We start from the raw sequence: 16,710 nt of genomic DNA, 5'->3' as shown, positions 1-16,710 counted from the left end.
TATTGATGTGTGGAGCGGACGATGGGGATCAAGCGATAAGAATTGAGCACAGCTCAATGGGAATGGATCAGAGTTCTGTTGCCTAGGAAAGTGAGTAATCCGAGGCGGACAGAATCGGATAACCGTTTGTCCGCAAACGGATCTTTATTGGCATTGCGATCGGGCGCCCACTGGTGCGATCCGCCTGAACGCTATCGAAACTGGAAGACGCTCCATCGGCGTTTCAGCCGCGGGTGCCATGCCGACGTGTAGGAGCGGGTATTTACCACACTGATCGCCGATCGCGACAACGCGTATCTGATGATCGAAAGCATTATCGTCCACGTCCACCAGCACTCGGCGACCGGGAAACGGGAGGCGGCGCAAAGTCAGGCATTGGGGCGTTCTCCCGGCGGATTGACCACAAAGATCCACATGCTGGCCGACGCCCAGGGTCGACCGTTACGGTTCATTATCACCGGAGGTCAGGTTCATGACGCCACTCAGGGGTCTGGATTGCTCGAAGGCCAGTCTGGATGCTCCCCCCGAGATTGAGCGGCGCGTCGTATATCTGGGAAATGAGGCTGAATAAATTTGCAGAACAGTATCGAAATCTCCGCTGCAATCTGGAAACCTCTGTTTTAACGCGCCTAAAGCAGGTCAGGATGATTGGCGGGCGTCCACGGGAAAGACTGTTGGGGGGCTACATAGCAATCTTCTATTAGCCACGGTTCGCCTCCGACCGTAAGTGATCGCTTGAGATCATCGGACAGCCCAGCTTCGCCAAACTGCGCTACAAGTAGTATCGCACAGGCAGAAACCGCCTCAAAGGCGTTGCAGAGGGAGGCGCGTTTGAACTGGCGTTCCCGATCGTGTTTCACCGCGTTGTACGCGTCATACCATTTGAGTGACACTGTGGTTTTATCGTTCCGCCACTCTGCGAAAGGCTTAATCTCAGGCATTTCGGGGTAGCGTTTAAAGCAGGCCGAGTAGCCGCGAAGCCTTAGTGGTTCGGCAAGTTTCGCATAAGAGGTAGTATTCCTGCGTCCCTCTTTATTACCATTTGAGACCATGATTCCGGCCATGTGCATTTCGACTTCGGTTGCAGCCAAAATAAGAAGATTACGAATTTCATGCCCATAAGCTTCAAGAGTAGTATCAGACGGCTCTACGACACGGCAAATTGCGGCAAGATCAGCGACTAATGCTTCCAACTGTGTTTGAGCATTGCGAAGATAACGTTGTTCGTTATTGCAATCTGGCAGTCGCGCTTGGACCAGACTGGATTTATCGAGGGAGTCCCCAATAATTGGGCGCGCCATGCGGGAGAAGAATTGGCCTGGAGAGTGCCGTAGAGGTACGAAGGGTCCCGGCACCTCCTGTTCATCCAGCCAAGGCGTTTCTTCCATTATTGCCTCCCACACGGTTCCGCCAGATTTGGCATGGAAGCAGCTCCCCGGCCCATGCTCGGCGTTCGCTCTGCCCATGAGAAGCGCGTAACTACTGGTAAATCTCCATATCTGGAGTTCGTCCTCAAGAGGGCGAACAAACCACTCTGGGGTGTTTGTCATCACTAAATCAATTCTGTTCCGGCTATCCCTGACGAACAGGATAGGTGACTTTGTAAAAGTGTGTTCTAGCGGCTATCTTACGCCCAGATTACGAGACAGCGGTATCAAAAACTGACCGCAAGTAAAAAATTCTGCGCACGCAGTTGAATGTCCAGTGAGCTAAAGTATGATTCTCTTCCAGCTCGATTTTAAAGGCAGCAAGCGCGTTCAAAATTTCAGTTGGACTTCGGCTGAACTGCACTTGACAACAAAAATGATCGCTTCGCGCCTATTTCATTCGTTAGCAAACATTCCGGTTTCCCCCAAAGTCAGCCGCGAGCCTCAGAATGGTTACAGGCCTGGGTGCGCTGAAATGTCTCTCGCAGATAGCACCAGAGACGATCAGGCTGTCTTTCCGGGAGAAGACTTTGTCCTTGCATGATCGTCATTGGAACACGCCTCGAAAAGACCTTCGCGGGCCTTTTCTAGGCTTATACTACGGGCGCTCGGCGTTAGTGTTGAGCTCATTCTAGCTTCAACCAATGTCGCATCCACAATATGGTTTGACATTGGCAATCAACTAGCACTCCTCAGGATCACGTCAAACCGATCAAACAGCTTTGCAATCTTACTAGCTCGGGTGAGACGATCCCAAAACAGCCAGTCCGTTTTGGGGTCGACACATGATTTGATAGCCCTAGACCAAGAAAACGCACGAAGGAAAGTGGATCGTTGAGCAGATATTCCGCCCGCTTGGCGCACCGCTTGTTTATCGTCATGATGACCAGAACTCTGAACAGCACTATTGGATCAAACGGTGGACGACAAACTGCTTCAAACTCCACAGTCAGAGAAAACGCTGCGGGTTGATCACAAAGCCCACTCAGCCGAGCAGACAGATATCCACCATTAAATAAACCTTACATCTCACAAGTTGGGTCATAACTTAAGCATCTGATTAAGAGCCCCCCCCCTCTAATCGGCGCCATAGGTAGCTATGGAGTTAACGTCAGCGTCTGGATTATTTCAGAGTATGAAGATTTTGGTGGCGGAAAGAAACGGTTTGTGAGATCGTAACTTTGGGCAAGAATCAGCCCTTTATTTACGTAATGAGGAGGAGAATATGTTTAATTTCTTTACTGCGTCTGATAGTATTTCTTTCAGTGCCGCATCAAATGCGAGCAATGCTGCGACTCCGAATTTCGTTGCCTTGTTCGGAAATTGGTATGCACTGGCAGCGCCTCGCTAACAATAAATCAAAAGTCATAACAAAACTTTTTACTAGTAAGGGAGAACACTGTGTTCAATATGATAGCTGATTCAACGAAGATTGCGTATGGCAGCCCGGCTTCTCATTCGCTTGACGTAAGTGTTGCGAATTGGACAGTTATGGGATCGTCAGCCGGTTACATTCTCTGGGTCGCAAGATAATCCGGCTCCGGAACAAGGATTCCTTGTTCCGGAATTTTCTTGTGACGGGTTACGATTTCCTCTCTCTTTGGCTTGCACATCATAAATACGTTGCGCGTCAGGAATGTATATTTTGGAATTATCTATTGCGTTTCGGCCTCTTGCTGAGCGATTTAGGTTGGGACGGGCCGCCCACGGGGCGATTAAATGGCTGTCCCGCAATCGAGAACAATTTGTAGTAGGCGCCGATAAAGATTCACACGCAGATCATGAAGCGGCATTACCGTGGCGTATTAAGCCACTTGGTGAGCTTGTTTTTATGCTTATCATGTTGCATCGCAAAGGGATCTCAAGCCGAGAGCTTCGGGCATTAACTACTTTTGCTCTCGACGAATGCGAGAAGTTCGATTGGCAAATGTTAGCAAGCTTCGATCCTTCTGCGGCATCTCCCGTAGCGACTGTCATTGACTTCTTTAGACTAAATGGCCGCACACCTCCAATTGATATCGATTACATTGGACGATTAAATTCATTAAACTATTTTTCCGGGATGGATCGGATACCATATCGATACATGGACGTCCTTTACTCCTATTCACGAATCGGATGGGAAGATCATCATAATGAACTCGCCACGTCGTTTGCGTTAACCCCGTTCGGGAAGCGGCAAATAATCAGCAGGTACTCAATAGATGATATATACTCCTTAACGCATTCCTTATTTTATTTATCTGATATTGGAAATAGGCCACTCTCTACTCTTCTAGACCTCAAAGAGGTAGAACGTATTCGGAAAACTTTATATCGGCTTATTGCGATCATGATACGAAGTGATAATTGCGACGTACTTGGTGAGTTACTTTTGTGCGCGAGACTGTGCGGCTTCAAGCCACAGGGGATCGAACGTGCTATCTATCGCGTCGGCACTCGAAGAATGCTCCATGCACAAGCGAGGCATGGTTCGATTGCATCGACCGAAGGTGTGAGACTACGCGACGTGGACGGAAAAGCCGACTTTCGTGAACTATATCATACAACGTTGGTTGGAGCGCTAATGCTGTCGCTACGGTGGGACGTATGATCGGCGTAGAGCGACTGGAGCGAATAGTGCATGCTGAAATCATCTCGATTGCCGAGATGCTGCCAAATGCGTTTTCGCCGCGCCCCTTTCACCAATTATCAGTCTTAGCCGAGCTCCTTTTTGCGCTTCCTGCAGAGACATGTTTTGATCAGGCCCGCTATACCCTCGCGTCATACAGTCTGCAGTGGCTGAGAGGCGGTATCCTCGATAACGCAATTACCGCATCAAACGATTGGCTATCTGGCGTTAGTTTATTGTTGCGATGCGCTTCTACAGATCCTGGCTTCCGGCCAATTGATTTTCACTCAACTCTCCAACTACTCAAGGGGGGCTTGGTTGGTCGTTCCGAACTGTCCGCTCTCGCCGCCGCTACCTTTAAGAAAAATATAGCTGTGGCAGCTGCTGCCGGTGACGATATTACTTTTGAATGTCGAGACATCTCTCTTAATATTGAAGGCAGAACGCTAAAAAAATCGACGAACTGTCTCGACTTACTTGCAGTAATGTCGTGGCATCAGTTGTTAGGTCCGCGAATTCCCGCGGGTACAGTCTCTCGACCCGGCTTCACGGACTTGCTCTATGTAGATTTAGTTCGTCACGGGCAGCCAGGAAGTGCCGCAATTGCGGGAATTTTATGTACTGCGACCTCTGGGAACGCAGCAATTATACGGCACGCGCGGTCCTTTACGCAAAAATGGATAGAAAACAATCCGGATACCCTGTTTCCGCCACCTGTCACTGCTCCTGGTATAAAACAATTTCTGCATAATACGGCACTAGGGTGGCAGTTGGCCGGAAGCTTGGCGGCCGTTGCATTAGTAAAAAGGGACGATTTGTAACAATGACCTTCGGCCACCTCACCAAACTCCAAATGGAAGTCACATTAGGGTATCTGCGAACGTTTGATACGCCTCAAACACCAACCCTAGCCGCGGCTCTTGCTTGCTTCGGAAAAGCGCATCTTTATCTTGCAATGGGGCAGAAAGATCTTGCACTAGCTGACGCCCGCCAACTTGCACAAACCCCAATGGGTCTCGACCCGCTTGTATTCACGGCGCATTATGCTCTGCTCTACGAGAACGGGTTAGCCCCCCCTGAATTTAACGATATCGGGACCAACCTTATTACCGAGCTGCGTCAGACTGAGCAGTCAGTCCGTGAAAGTGGACGAATTCGCCTTGCCTGTAAGTTACTGAGTCGTACTGGTCATCATATTACTGTCGAACCAATCCCAGCCAATATGATCCGATTGCTTTCGCAGCCTGAGACTATTTTAACCGCATCTGAGAACGAACTCAGTGATCTCGCCAATCATATTATTTTAGAACCCCTTTCGATCGGTGTCGAGCAAGGTGATATTTTGGCTCTTGTCGCTCTGTCGTTGTTGCGTGATTATAAGATAGATACGGCATCAAAAATATGTCGTGCTCTTCTATCTATTGGATTTAGAAATTCATTGCTCAGTGAAGCAATTAGCTTCGTGGAACTACAGCGTGGGCGCGATGGCGGCTATGGCTTCTTTGATCCGTTTTCAGAAGCGGCAGTTAATCCGTTAGCGCTTGAAGGCGGATTCAGGCTTCCCATTACAGTGAATGCACTGTGGCTATTCACAGCTGATATGTTATGTACTCGTTCGGCTTGCTGAGGGGGAGAGCGTGAATTCGCTTGGAGCGCTTCTAGCGCTGACCCGAGGTTACCGTACATCTTATGGGATAGCAATTGCGGGACTCATGTGTGGTACTGCGCTATTTTTGTTGTTACCACAAGAGCTGGGAATATTCCTTGAAGATCTCAGTAAAACAGGTGGTGTAAATGAATTAAAAATTTGTCTTCGTGTGTCTTTTATACTGATGATCCAAGCTGTCATCATGGCCGGATACTCTTATATCGTGGCATCAACTGCGGAGCGCATTGGAAACCAATTGCGTGAACGCTATTTCTCAACTCTGCTCGCAAGCGATATCGTCCAAACTAAGATGCGCCAAGGTGGAGAGATCGCATCAGAATTTTCGTCGGACATTTCGATAATACAGAGTGGTCTTTCGGACGTGCTCATCGCATCTCTAAGACATATTACATTTGTCATTGGAGCCGTCACAGCGATATTCCTGATTGATGGGGAACTGGCGCTGATTACTCTTACGAGCGTTCTTATCACCGGTCTGATTATGCTGCTGCTTATCCGTCGTGCAACGGCGTCATCGTTGGCAGTCCAAGTGGCACGTGGCCAAGTTCTCTCACGTCTTATTGAATGCACAAACAACTTGTTCATCATCCAGACATTCAGCCGCGAGAGATGGTTTTTCGATAAGTTCATAGAGACAAACGAGGTAGCCTACAAATATATCCGCCAACAATCCCTTATGATTGCGGTGGTTAATCCGGTTTCTATGCTTTTCTTCATGTCGGCCCTGTTAACGATCGTTGTGGCTGGAGTACACAGGATCCGTGTTGGCGCCATCACATCCGCGGAATTACTAAGCACTCTCACCTATGCTTTAATCCTTGTCTCGGCTGTTAGTCAGGTTGGATTGTCCTTTGGGCGGCTTCACCAGTCAGCGGAGCTATTGAACAAACATAAAAATAAATTGGCCAGCATTTCCACCATTCCCGATATGGAACCTGCGCAGTCAATTGAAAAAGGTCCAATCAATGTCGTCCTTAATTCTGTTAGCTATACTTATCCCGGCAGTAAGCGCCCCGCTATCCGCGATATCGGATTCGAAGTCACCGCAGGCACTATTACAGCTTTGGTAGGAAATAGCGGTTCAGGTAAAAGTACGATCGTTTCGATAATCGCTGGAGCAATTCGACCGGATTGCGGAAATTTCAACTTCGGCGATAATGAACCCCAATTTAAGCGGATTGCAGTGGTGCCACAAGAGCCGCACCTATTCTCAGGCACGATCTTCGATAATATAGCCATGGGCCGGCCAGGAATCAATTTTGACGATGTTTTTCGCGCCGCTCAGATGGCTTCGATTGACGAACTGATAACAAGCTTGGCGGATGGTTTTGATCATATTCTTGCCGAGGGTGGTCGCAACCTTTCGAGAGGTCAACAGCAGCGACTAGCTTTAGCTCGCGCGCTGGCAGATAGTCCAGGGTTACTGATCCTTGATGAAGCGACTGCATCGATCGACGTTCATAGCGAAAAATTAATCGGGAACGCCATTTCCGCTTTGCGTGGAAAGGTGACGGTCGTCATCGTGGCCCATCAAAGCGCTTTATTGGGTCTAGCTGACCAGAAGATAGTAGTGAATGCAGGTTCTTTAGTCGCCCCTATCGTAAGGTCCTCTCATGGCGACTTAAATATTCCAAGTACAGTAAAGTTTAATATTGGATGAATGCCGTGAGCGAATTACATATATCAAATCTTTCAATCACGACCACAACAGGAGACCTACTTGTACATGTGGAAAATGCTGTCTTTCATGAGGGAGTAACTGCGCTCATTGGCCACAATGGCGCTGGAAAATCCACCTTTCTTCAATATCTAAGCGGACTGCGCTCCGTGCCGAAAGGGTGTGTTCGCCTAGATGGTCGGGATCTTGCATCCGATCGAAGCTCCTATCTTGAAAGAATTGTTTATCAGCCACAAAACTTCAGTGCGTACCCAGAACTAAGTGGTGTGGAATTTCTTATCTTTTTTGCTGTTTTACGCGGTTACCGTCGACGTGATGCAAAGATGTTAGCTCGCTATTGGTTAGAGCGTGTCGGCCTTCCTGTGACCCGGCAACCTACGGCGCAATATAGCCAAGGAATGTTGCAGAAATTGGGTTTTGCTTATGCGCTGCAGAGTGGGGCGCCGTTATGTATCCTGGACGAGCCATTCGCTGGCGTCGATCCTGATGCCCGAAAAGCACTTTTAGAAATAGCTGCTACAACGCGTGACAGAATATTTCTTATCTGCACGCATCACGTAGACGAGATGCGGGAGTGCAATGCAGGTTTCGTAACAATTGCTAACGGACAACTCAATGTCGAGTTTCCAGCATGAATTCGAATATCTTGCGTTTCATGCTGGTCATGCAGACTGAATATTGCCTTTGGTGGCGTAATCGTCTCGCAATCTTAAGAGTTCTGACTTTACTCGCCCTCGCAGCACTTCTCGTGCCCGCACCTGATGCACCTTACGCTATCTTGGGCCTTCACGACATGGGAGTCATCCTTAGTGCTGACACAGGAATGGTGGCAGGTGGTCTAGTACTCGGAGTTGTCGCTTTAATTTTACTCTCTCTTTGGACTGGGATAGGCCTAACGCGTGATGCTCAGATTGGTGTGGCACCTTACTTAAGAGCCTATCAATCTCACGCAAGGTCCCTGTTGCTAGGGCGCTACTTTTCCGCCAACGCTATAGCCCTATCCGTTGGCGGCGGCGCACTAGCAATGCTCGGCGCAACGCTTTGGTGGAGAAATGGCCACCCTCCCGCAGCGACGGCTGTGTTGCTAAGCATGGCGATAGCGATACCACCACTAGTAACGTCGGCCTTTATAGGAGCTATTGCCGATTTGACAGGCGTTCAAAACCTCGTTGCAAAGGTATCAATGGTTTTTGCAATGTGGACCTGTGTTATTGCAATCAGCCTCCTTACTCCGTTCGACGTGATCGGTGTAAGGCTTGTTAATGCAGCAATGTTCGGGACTCAGAACTGGTCAGAGCTATCGTTCGGTATTTTGTCAACTTCTGGCCGTCCCACCACCTCGTGGACTACAATCCGAACTATAGACCCAGCGTCACTTTATCTACGTATAGGCGTTGCGGCGGCAATCGTAGTGGCTGGAAGCGGTATGCTTCTTCCGGCCGAGAAGAAAATGGGTAGGCTCCCTGCAACGCCTCAGCCACGTTTAGGTCGCTTTGACGAGCATGTGTCTGCAGCTCGCGACATCAGCGAAATAGGTAGGAAACGGCGTCGTGCTGGCGTGACTATCGCTGGAACATACATGCTCTTTCGTTTTATTCGCCGATCGCGACTGTCTTGTATGCTGTTCCTTATTGCACTGATCTGCAACTGCTCTGTTATAACCGGAGAGGTGGGAAGATCACTCGCGTTAACTGGCGTTTTACTGTTATTCGGGGATATTGACCGGCGCGAATTGCGCGTGGCTAGCACGCTTGAACTCACGGAAGCAGGGCTGAGCATGCCATCGCCCACTTTTATGATAGCTTCGTCGATATCTATTTTACTATTTCTTATCGATCTTCCGTGCTGGTCTTACTTAGGCGGAATACAAACTGCTGCAATGGTATTTGGTACTGTTACCGTCACATTCTGGCTGGTTATCACCACACGTTACTATCAGATGCCACTTTTGGGAGTAGGTACCACCGGTATTCTTATATATATCTTAGCCCTGAACAACATACCGGCTGGTGCTGATATTTTGGGATTTCGACACCAAAGTCTATCAGCCGCTGTAACGATAGGCATTGTAGCAATAATTTTAGTGGCCTGGACATTAATAGTAAGTTGTCCTCGCAATTCGAATTGTTTGTCTTCGAGATACGTACAATGACGCTCAATCAAAACAAGTGGCGTGATATGCTGCCAGTCGGACTGCTCGTATTCGCTCTGATTATCATTGTGTTTTCAAAACGGTCCGGAAGCGTTTATGGGCTACCAAGTAATATCCCAGCGGCGGATATCGTACAACTTGTGAGCGCGGTTGCGCCAGTGTTGTTCTTCATTTGCTCTATCATACGGGAAGTAATAATTGCCGATAACAGCCCTATTTATTCGAAAAGAATAAAAGACGCTTTATACATTACGTCCCTGTCAAATTTCGTAACAATAATTACTATTTTTGTAAATGGGTGCTTCTTTGACGCCAATTTTTTTTATGCGGCAGTTGGGTGGGAGTCTGATTTTCTCCTTATTTATTGGTTTGTATTCCTGATTGGAATCATTTCGCCACGCCCACGATATATTGCCTTGATAGCTGTATCTTATTCGATTTTAGCAGTCGTAATAGGAATTTACTTCAATATTGTTCCATTTGTCGGTTTTGATACAACACCGATGATTACAATATCTCGCTTTTCTACCCTTCCCTTACAAGGTTGGGTACCGTGGCTTTGGCGCCTGTATTGGGCACTTATTCTAATCACTTTATCTCTTGCGTTTTGGCATCGTAGTCGCCGTGCAGAGCAACTAGACTGCACCCTCCATGATCACGGGTCGAGACTGAGGGTGATCGCAATTATAAGCACATTTTCTACTGTAGCCGCACTAGCGATGATGTTTTTAAGAGACGAGCAGCAATTATCAGAAAAATATCCTAAGGTTCTCGGTGAGATACCAGCGCCATTCAATCAATTGACCGTTCGTCCTCGCGTCACCCAGTTTGTAATCGCTGTTGATGGCCGCGATCCTAGTAATTTAATATTGCAAGGGAATATCCGCCTTACCAATACGTCGCCGGAACCAATAACTAATGTCTTGTTCGAACATGCGCAGATGATGGTGATTACTAGTGTCGAAACTAGTCTCCGCGCTCAAATCTTGCAATCAACAGATCGTCGATTGATTGGTGTACATCTAACAGCCGCGTTGCGCCCGGGAGAGCAACTCATTGTCGACTATCGCGGGCGAATTTCGCCCCGCAACATACTCGATACAGTAGTCCGATCAAGGCTGCTCTCTAGAGGTATCTTTCTGCAAACACCAACTCTTCTCCCGTTGCCGCGCGTATCGGCATGTGCGCGCCCGAAGAAATCCGAACAGCCATGCGCAACAGACGAAAACTATCTACTTGGTGATGCTGCACGAGGGACCGTTTCGATACTAACATTACCAAAGTGGACAGTGGCTGAAGCTGCGAAAGTGGCTGAAAGTCCGACGGGCTGGTTATTTCGTTTGGACGCAACGGGGCGGGAATGGAGCAACCTGCTAATTGCAGCGGCGCGATATGAGAAGCACGATAAAATATTAACGCCTTGCGGCAGCATCGAGGTCGACTTCGTGTCTTCAAACGTGAAAGCTGCAGATGATGTCGCTAAAGAAGTTTGCGATGCACAAACGCATTATCGACAAACATTTGGCGATGTAGGCGCCTTCAATAATTTCTCAATTATTGAGGTGCCGAATTCTATAACTGAAGCTACAGCCTTCCCTCGCGCCATAGCTTTAAGCGAAAGAGTTTTGAATTCCGTCCACAGCGACCAAATTAGTCCATTGCTCCGGTTTATTCTATGGCACGAAACCGCACACCTATGGTGGGGATATGGCATCATTCCACGACAAGATAAGGGACTGGGGTTTGCATTAGAATCGGTACCTCAGTTTCTTGCCCTCAAAAATGCTACCACTTTTGATAATGGCACTAAAATCCGAAAAACTCTTTTAGCACAGCAAGAGCACGCATCGCGCCGTCAAGGGAGCGTCTTAAGACCCGTCTGGGAGGCGCCGTTAGATTGGCAGGCCTATATTCGTGGCCCACTGACACTCGACGAATTGGATCGCTCGGGTAAAGTAGAGTCATGCTTGGCCCGTGCTTACCATACCTTAGCCGAGCGTAAGCAATACTATAGCGGATATGACCTAGCAAAAGCACTTACTATCTCTGACGATGCCATATGTACGGTCGGATCTAATAAGGTTACTACCCGTTAGTGGTCTGCCTTGAGAAAACTGGTTCAATTCTGAAGAGCGCCCTATGGGGCGTAAGGATTGGGGGATTACATGGGACGTCGACGTTTTACGCCTTAGCAGATCAGCGTGAAGCTACGTGAGGTGGATGTACTCGTTGGCCGAGGTGCGACGTCGGTGGACGCGTGTCGACAGATCGGCATCGCTGAACACACGTTGTATCGGTGGCGCAAGGAATATGGGGTGGCCTGAAGGTGGGTCAGGCGCGTCGTATGAAGGATCTAGAGCGGGAAAATGCTCGATTGAAGAAGCTGATGGCGGATCTCGCACTGGACAAGGCGATCCTGCAAGAGGCGTCGAAACTGACTTTTTGAACCCCTTCCGTTGCCGTGAGGCAATCGACAGGCCCGTTGTGCACTGGCAGTATCGGAACGGCGGACCTGCCGGGTGCTTTGCCAGCACCGCTCTACACGGCGTCATCTGTCAAAGGACGATACCGACGAGCATCGGCTGATGGCCGATATCATCGCGCTGGCCAAGGATTACGGCCGCTATGGCTATTGCCGCATCCATGCTCTTTTGGCGCGTGCTGGCTGGCAGGTCAGCTTGTCGGTGGTCGAGCGGATCTAGCGGCAGGAGGGTCTCAAAGTTTCGAAGAGGCAACCGAAATGGCGTCGGCTATGGCTCGGCAATAGATCGTGCATCCGGCTGTACCCACAGCATCGTGGGCACGTGTGGTCCTATGACTTAATCGAAGATCGGACGCACAACGGGCGCAGATATCGGATGCTCAACATCATCGACGAGTTCAGCCGGGAATGTCTGGCAATGGTACCGGTGCGGCGGTTCCGATCGCACGACGTGATCGATGTACTGGCCGATCTGTTCATCGAGTATGGGCGGCCTGGGTGTCATCACCCTCTACATCGAATCCGGCAGCCCGTGGGAAAACGGCTACATCGAGAGCTTCAATACCCGTCTGCGGGACGAGCTGCTTAATGGCGAGATCTTCTACAGCCTTGAAGAGGTAAGACTCGTCACCGGCTGGTGGCGTGAGCATTACAATCGGATGCGCCCACACAGCAGTCTATAATACCGCCCGCCAGCGCCACAAACAATCAAAATGCCAGCCTGGCCGCTCGGTTCCGTTACGCTTCACCTCCCGACCAAGCTGGTATCAGAAGCGCATTCCAACTGACTATGAAACCGGACCAGTCATCGCAAGCAGCCCAGATTTTGAAGTGCTCCGCCCTCATCTTGAGACGGCTCTGGCCCATTCAGACGACAGCAAAGACGGGTGTCTCCAGTTTGATCTCGTGTTGATGTTCAAAATTCTGGTGGTCCAGACGCTGAACAATTTGTCTGATGAGACGACAGAGTATCTGATCAACGACCGTCTGTCGTTCATGCGCTTTTGGGATCGGAGCTGTCGGACCGGGTGCCTGACGCCAAAACGGTCTGGCTGTTCCGTGAACGCCTGACCTAGGCGGGTCCGATTGAAAGACTGTTTGACCGCTTTGACGTGACCCCGCGCAACGCCGGATAGAGGCATGGTCTCAATCTGGTGATAGTATGCTGCCTAACGCAACGGTTCGGGACGGTGGCGAGCTAACCCAATCATCCTGCATTCCATGGACGTCTTTTCGTGCTGACCGATCGCCATCGTGTATCGGCCTGCGAAGATTTCGTGGCCGCCATGCGCATATCGCATCGTGCCACGATCTTGGGAGAAACCACTGAGGGCAGCACGGGACAACCCTACAGTGTAGAATTTCCAGAGTTAAAAATGGCTTTTCGCGTCAGTACCCGGCGGGAATACTATCCTGACGGCTCACCCTTTGAAGGTATTGGTGTCCGGCCAGACGTCGATATTCCGCTGACTCGGGCAATGTTGATGGACAAAGAAGACGCCGTGCTTGAGCGGGCCCTGACGATCATAAGGCGTTCAAACCATCGATCACTTGAAAAGCGCTTTACTGTGCCAAATGGAAGTAGGGTGGTAATGTCTGCTTCCCGGCTTCGTCGCCAGATAACAGACCACCTGCTTCCCCCCCCTATAGGTCGTTTGGTTGAGCGTATCGGGACCTGTGTTTTCTCAGCGAGTTGCACAAAGTAGCTCACTCACCAACGACGGTCGCTTATCCAACATCGCCAGCAAAACCTGGGCTGGTCCGGTTGGCTGACGACGGCCATGTTCCCAGTTCAGAAGGGTCCCCTTGGCGACCCCGATGCTTCTGGCAAACTGTGCCTGAGAGAGTCCGGTCCGGGTTCTGATGGCCGCTACGTCAACCGACGGAACGCGGACCTGGTGGGTCACGCTGTCCTCGGCCGGAGCATTCGAATAGGCGAGAGCCTCGTTCAGCCCCTGCAGAATGCTGTCATAAGCGCTCATGATGGTTCTCCGTATTTCGCAATCAGCGTCTTGCTTAAGTCTACCAGGGCGGCCTGTTCAGATCGTGTCAGATTGTCTTTCTCGTTTTTGGCAAAAACAGTCAGGAGGAACAGAGGCATCTGTCTTCCACCAAAAACGTAGAGAGTTCTGTACCCTCCCCTCTTCCCACCACCCTCGCGTGAAAAGCGGACCTTTCGCAGACCGCCATCTAAAGAAATGCCAGAATCTGGCATCGCAACAGGAGCTACAAGGCTGAGCGCCGAAAGATCTGTCGTTGCTCCCCCGAACAAAAGACCAATTTTTGAGGAGAAACGACAGGTTCGTTTCGGATATAAGTACCAGAACGTTCCGCCTTATAATCAGCTTACCAGCCGAATATTTTTGCGAGCCGACTTTTCTTACGAATGAGATGTGGGACGATCGGGGATGTATGTCGGACGATGGGATCATGACTTTCTCGCATGGTCAGTCCTGAGAACCGCTCTCCTATAATCCAGGCCCCTACAGAGGCGGTTACGCCGTCTATCCTGTGGTCAGCGAATTCCTGATAAATCTTAGGATAAGAACCGTATGTCCCCACTTCTGCACAAATTATCTTTCCATTCTTAAGGACTCGTACATTTTCACCTCCTCGAGCATGGATCGGTTTTTCTACATAGGGACCCGTACGCGCACGCGTGACATCTTCAAGAGAATAGCCCGCTGCAAGAAGGTTTGGATGACCCGGATACCGTTTCCACAATGCAGGCAGGAGTGCCTTATTGGAAAGTAATGCAGTCCAAGGCGGATTCAGGAATGTGCATTCGCAATCCTGAAGGTGTCGGGCTCCAGAATCCCTGAACATCAACTCCCACGGATACATGCGGATCATACTTCTTACGATCTGTCCTTTATGGAGAAGCTTGCCTTGATGCGTGATTTCAAGATCCTTCAGCTCACAATGAATAGCATGCAAACCCGCCTGCTTGGCCCATTGCTGATAGTAGAGGGCATGGGTGATATCTTCGATATTATCTGGATATGGCACGATATGGATCGTATCACTGATACGGTCGGCCTGTCGTAAGCTCACGAGGTAATCGACCAGGGACTGGGCTTGCAGAGGGGCATGAGCATGAGACTTTCCCAATTGCTCGTGCCATACCGTCTGCATCCGTGTACTTTCAGGTAACGTCGCTGGCGTATCGGCATTGTATTCGATCAGTTTGGGCTGGCCTTTGCACCAGGCCAGATCAAAACGTCCAATCAGAAAAGGGTCGTGGCGAAGCCAAGAGTCACGAACGACATTTTGAACTTTGCGCGGAATGTAAAATTCATCCAGGCCATTCGGCCGAAGAACTGCCTCGTCCACAACCTCAAGGCACAATTGATGAAGAGTTTCCGCAACCTTTTGGAGAAGTCCAAGCGCGGAATCATCAAACTCGTAACGAACGTCTTCGCGCCACGCAAAGCTTCCATCCGCATTCTGGTAATAATGATATCCAAGTCTGTCCGCCTCAGACTTCCAGTTCAGCCTGGCCGGAGACAATTGGCGACGCAATCGAACCATCGTCAGGCGCTATTCGCCCCCACCTGCATGGCCGCTAGCACTTTCACCAAACCCGGCATGTCCAGCTGACTCTGCTTCGCTGTCTCCGTGACCGGAACGTCCGTCATCACCTCCCCCAGGCGAGCGGGGTATGACGAAAACGTGCCCTCCAGCATACCCATGGTTGTCACAGTTCTCCGGTCTTTGCGGGGAGTTCGAAGTCTTTTCGCAGGGATCATTTTGTGAAGCGGAGGACGAGACAGCTTGCGTATGTCTGGCCGTCCAGCCGAGGATACCAAGCCCAATAAGAAGGGATCCAGCACCAATGCCCCAGAAGATACCTTTTTTCATTGTTCCTCTAAAATAACGTTCATAGAAACGTACTGTAACACATCCAGAATAAGGAACCAGACATTGAACAACCATTTCGAGAGATAGAAAACGTGTCGATTGAAATTTTCACGTCCTTATTCTAGACGCAATGAATGGGAATTTCTGCGCCCCTTTTTTGCAAAGAGCCATGGTTGACCCCGCGTTGATAACTGCCGTGTGCTGAGCGGCATCATTTTGTCAATCGAAATGGCCTGCGCTGGGGCGCCATGAGGGTTTTCACCCGGATGATAACGGTCTGGCTGCCGCAAAGGCAGAGCCCTAGACTATCATGATTGATGCAACGTACCTCAAGGCGCACCGCACGGCTTCGAGCCTGCGGTTAAAAAAGGGATCCAGGGCGACTGCTCGGACGGACAAAAGGTGGCATGAACACGAAGCTGCATGCGATCACCGATCAGAACGGACGATCGCTGAGCTTTTTCATAACTGCGGGACAGATCAGTGATTATACCGGTCCCGCTGCTCTGCTGGACAGTCTTTCTACGGCACAATGGATGCTGGGAGATCGCGGGTATGACGCCGACTGGTTCCGGAATACCCTGGAAAAGAAAGAGATAAAGCCCTGCATTCCAGGACAGAAATCCCGCGAAAAACCGGTCAGATATGACAAGAGAAAATATAAACGACTCAACCGCATCGAGAGCATGTTCGGAAGGCTCAAGCACTGGCAGCGGGTCGCAACCCGCTGCGACAGATGCCTAAATGTATCCTGTTCTCCGTTATCGGTCTCATTGCAACCGTCATTCTCCAGGGATCAGCTCTAAGTCTGTTACGCTTAGAGAGCGCCA

The 16,710-nt window shown here is 49.9% G+C and carries 14 protein-coding genes and 4 pseudogenes; 12 read left to right on the top strand and 6 right to left on the bottom strand.

The features are described 5' to 3' along the window. Positions 1-42: 42 nt before the first annotated feature. Positions 43-252: a transposase gene (locus R5H23_RS17140; RefSeq protein WP_408874363.1), complete on the top strand. Its 210-nt coding sequence runs from the start codon at positions 43-45 to the stop codon at positions 250-252. A 377-nt stretch (positions 253-629) separates the two neighbouring features. Here R5H23_RS17140 and R5H23_RS15075 read toward each other — a convergent pair whose 3' ends face one another. Beyond that, on the bottom strand, positions 630-1,550 hold the full coding sequence (locus tag R5H23_RS15075; RefSeq protein WP_317215935.1) for a hypothetical protein: 921 nt from the start codon (positions 1,548-1,550) through the stop codon (positions 630-632). 575 nt (positions 1,551-2,125) lie between these two features. Further along, a complete protein-coding gene (locus R5H23_RS15070; protein WP_408874362.1) occupies positions 2,126-2,374 on the bottom strand; it encodes a transposase in 249 nt (82 codons plus the stop codon). A gap of 689 nt (positions 2,375-3,063) precedes the next feature. On the opposite strand from R5H23_RS15070, the gene R5H23_RS17135 reads away from it, so the two are divergent. The 10 genes and pseudogenes from R5H23_RS17135 to R5H23_RS17130 all read left to right on the top strand — a co-directional run. Continuing rightward, a complete protein-coding gene (locus R5H23_RS17135) occupies positions 3,064-4,020 on the top strand; it encodes a DUF6895 family protein (RefSeq protein ID WP_408874361.1) in 957 nt (318 codons plus the stop codon). Beyond that, positions 4,017-4,859, top strand: a complete 843-nt coding sequence (locus R5H23_RS15065; protein ID WP_317215934.1) for a hypothetical protein — start codon at positions 4,017-4,019, stop codon at positions 4,857-4,859. Before R5H23_RS17135 ends, R5H23_RS15065 begins: the two co-directional genes overlap by 4 nt. Before the next feature lie 2 nt (positions 4,860-4,861). Further along, positions 4,862-5,665 carry a hypothetical protein gene (locus R5H23_RS15060; protein WP_317215933.1) on the top strand — a complete coding sequence of 268 codons (804 nt, stop codon included), beginning with the start codon at positions 4,862-4,864 and terminating at the stop codon, positions 5,663-5,665. 10 nt (positions 5,666-5,675) lie between these two features. Continuing rightward, complete coding sequence (locus R5H23_RS15055) at positions 5,676-7,367, top strand: ABC transporter ATP-binding protein (RefSeq protein WP_317215932.1); 1,692 nt, start codon at positions 5,676-5,678, stop codon at positions 7,365-7,367. A gap of 5 nt (positions 7,368-7,372) precedes the next feature. Next, a complete protein-coding gene (locus R5H23_RS15050; protein ID WP_317215931.1) occupies positions 7,373-8,020 on the top strand; it encodes an ABC transporter ATP-binding protein in 648 nt (215 codons plus the stop codon). After that, positions 8,017-9,537: a hypothetical protein gene (locus R5H23_RS15045; protein WP_317215930.1), complete on the top strand. Its 1,521-nt coding sequence runs from the start codon at positions 8,017-8,019 to the stop codon at positions 9,535-9,537. The genes R5H23_RS15050 and R5H23_RS15045 overlap by 4 nt, the downstream gene beginning before the upstream one ends. Beyond that, a complete protein-coding gene (locus R5H23_RS15040; protein WP_317215929.1) occupies positions 9,534-11,633 on the top strand; it encodes a hypothetical protein in 2,100 nt (699 codons plus the stop codon). Before R5H23_RS15045 ends, R5H23_RS15040 begins: the two co-directional genes overlap by 4 nt. A gap of 99 nt (positions 11,634-11,732) precedes the next feature. Beyond that, positions 11,733-12,807, top strand: a pseudogene (locus R5H23_RS15035) (IS3 family transposase). 34 nt (positions 12,808-12,841) lie between these two features. Further along, positions 12,842-13,092, top strand: a pseudogene (locus tag R5H23_RS15030) (transposase); the annotation flags it as partial. Positions 13,093-13,245: 153 nt separating this feature from the next. Further along, positions 13,246-13,725, top strand: a pseudogene (locus R5H23_RS17130) (S41 family peptidase); the annotation flags it as partial. Here R5H23_RS17130 and R5H23_RS15025 read toward each other — a convergent pair. From R5H23_RS15025 to R5H23_RS15010, 4 genes are all read right to left on the bottom strand, one after another. Further along, the gene (locus R5H23_RS15025) at positions 13,705-14,001 is read right to left on the bottom strand and encodes a helix-turn-helix domain-containing protein (RefSeq protein WP_317215928.1); all 297 of its coding nucleotides are present in this window, start codon (positions 13,999-14,001) and stop codon (positions 13,705-13,707) included. The pseudogene R5H23_RS17130 and the gene R5H23_RS15025 overlap by 21 nt on opposite strands. Continuing rightward, the gene (locus tag R5H23_RS15020) at positions 13,998-14,234 is read right to left on the bottom strand and encodes a type II toxin-antitoxin system RelE/ParE family toxin (protein WP_317215944.1); all 237 of its coding nucleotides are present in this window, start codon (positions 14,232-14,234) and stop codon (positions 13,998-14,000) included. The genes R5H23_RS15025 and R5H23_RS15020 overlap by 4 nt, the downstream gene beginning before the upstream one ends. A 131-nt stretch (positions 14,235-14,365) precedes the next feature. Then, positions 14,366-15,550, bottom strand: a complete 1,185-nt coding sequence (locus R5H23_RS15015) for a glutathionylspermidine synthase family protein (RefSeq protein ID WP_317215927.1) — start codon at positions 15,548-15,550, stop codon at positions 14,366-14,368. 2 nt (positions 15,551-15,552) lie between these two features. Then, positions 15,553-15,720, bottom strand: a complete 168-nt coding sequence (locus R5H23_RS15010) for a hypothetical protein (protein ID WP_317215926.1) — start codon at positions 15,718-15,720, stop codon at positions 15,553-15,555. 259 nt (positions 15,721-15,979) lie between these two features. Here R5H23_RS15010 and R5H23_RS15005 point away from each other — a divergent pair. Next, positions 15,980-16,686 (top strand): annotated as a pseudogene (locus R5H23_RS15005) (IS5 family transposase). The last annotated feature ends 24 nt before the right edge of the window (positions 16,687-16,710 follow it).

This window comes from Gluconobacter sp. GP1, from assembly GCF_032913585.1.
Lineage (GTDB): Bacteria > Pseudomonadota > Alphaproteobacteria > Acetobacterales > Acetobacteraceae > Gluconobacter > Gluconobacter cerinus.
This window is presented reverse-complemented; position numbering and strand designations above follow the sequence as displayed.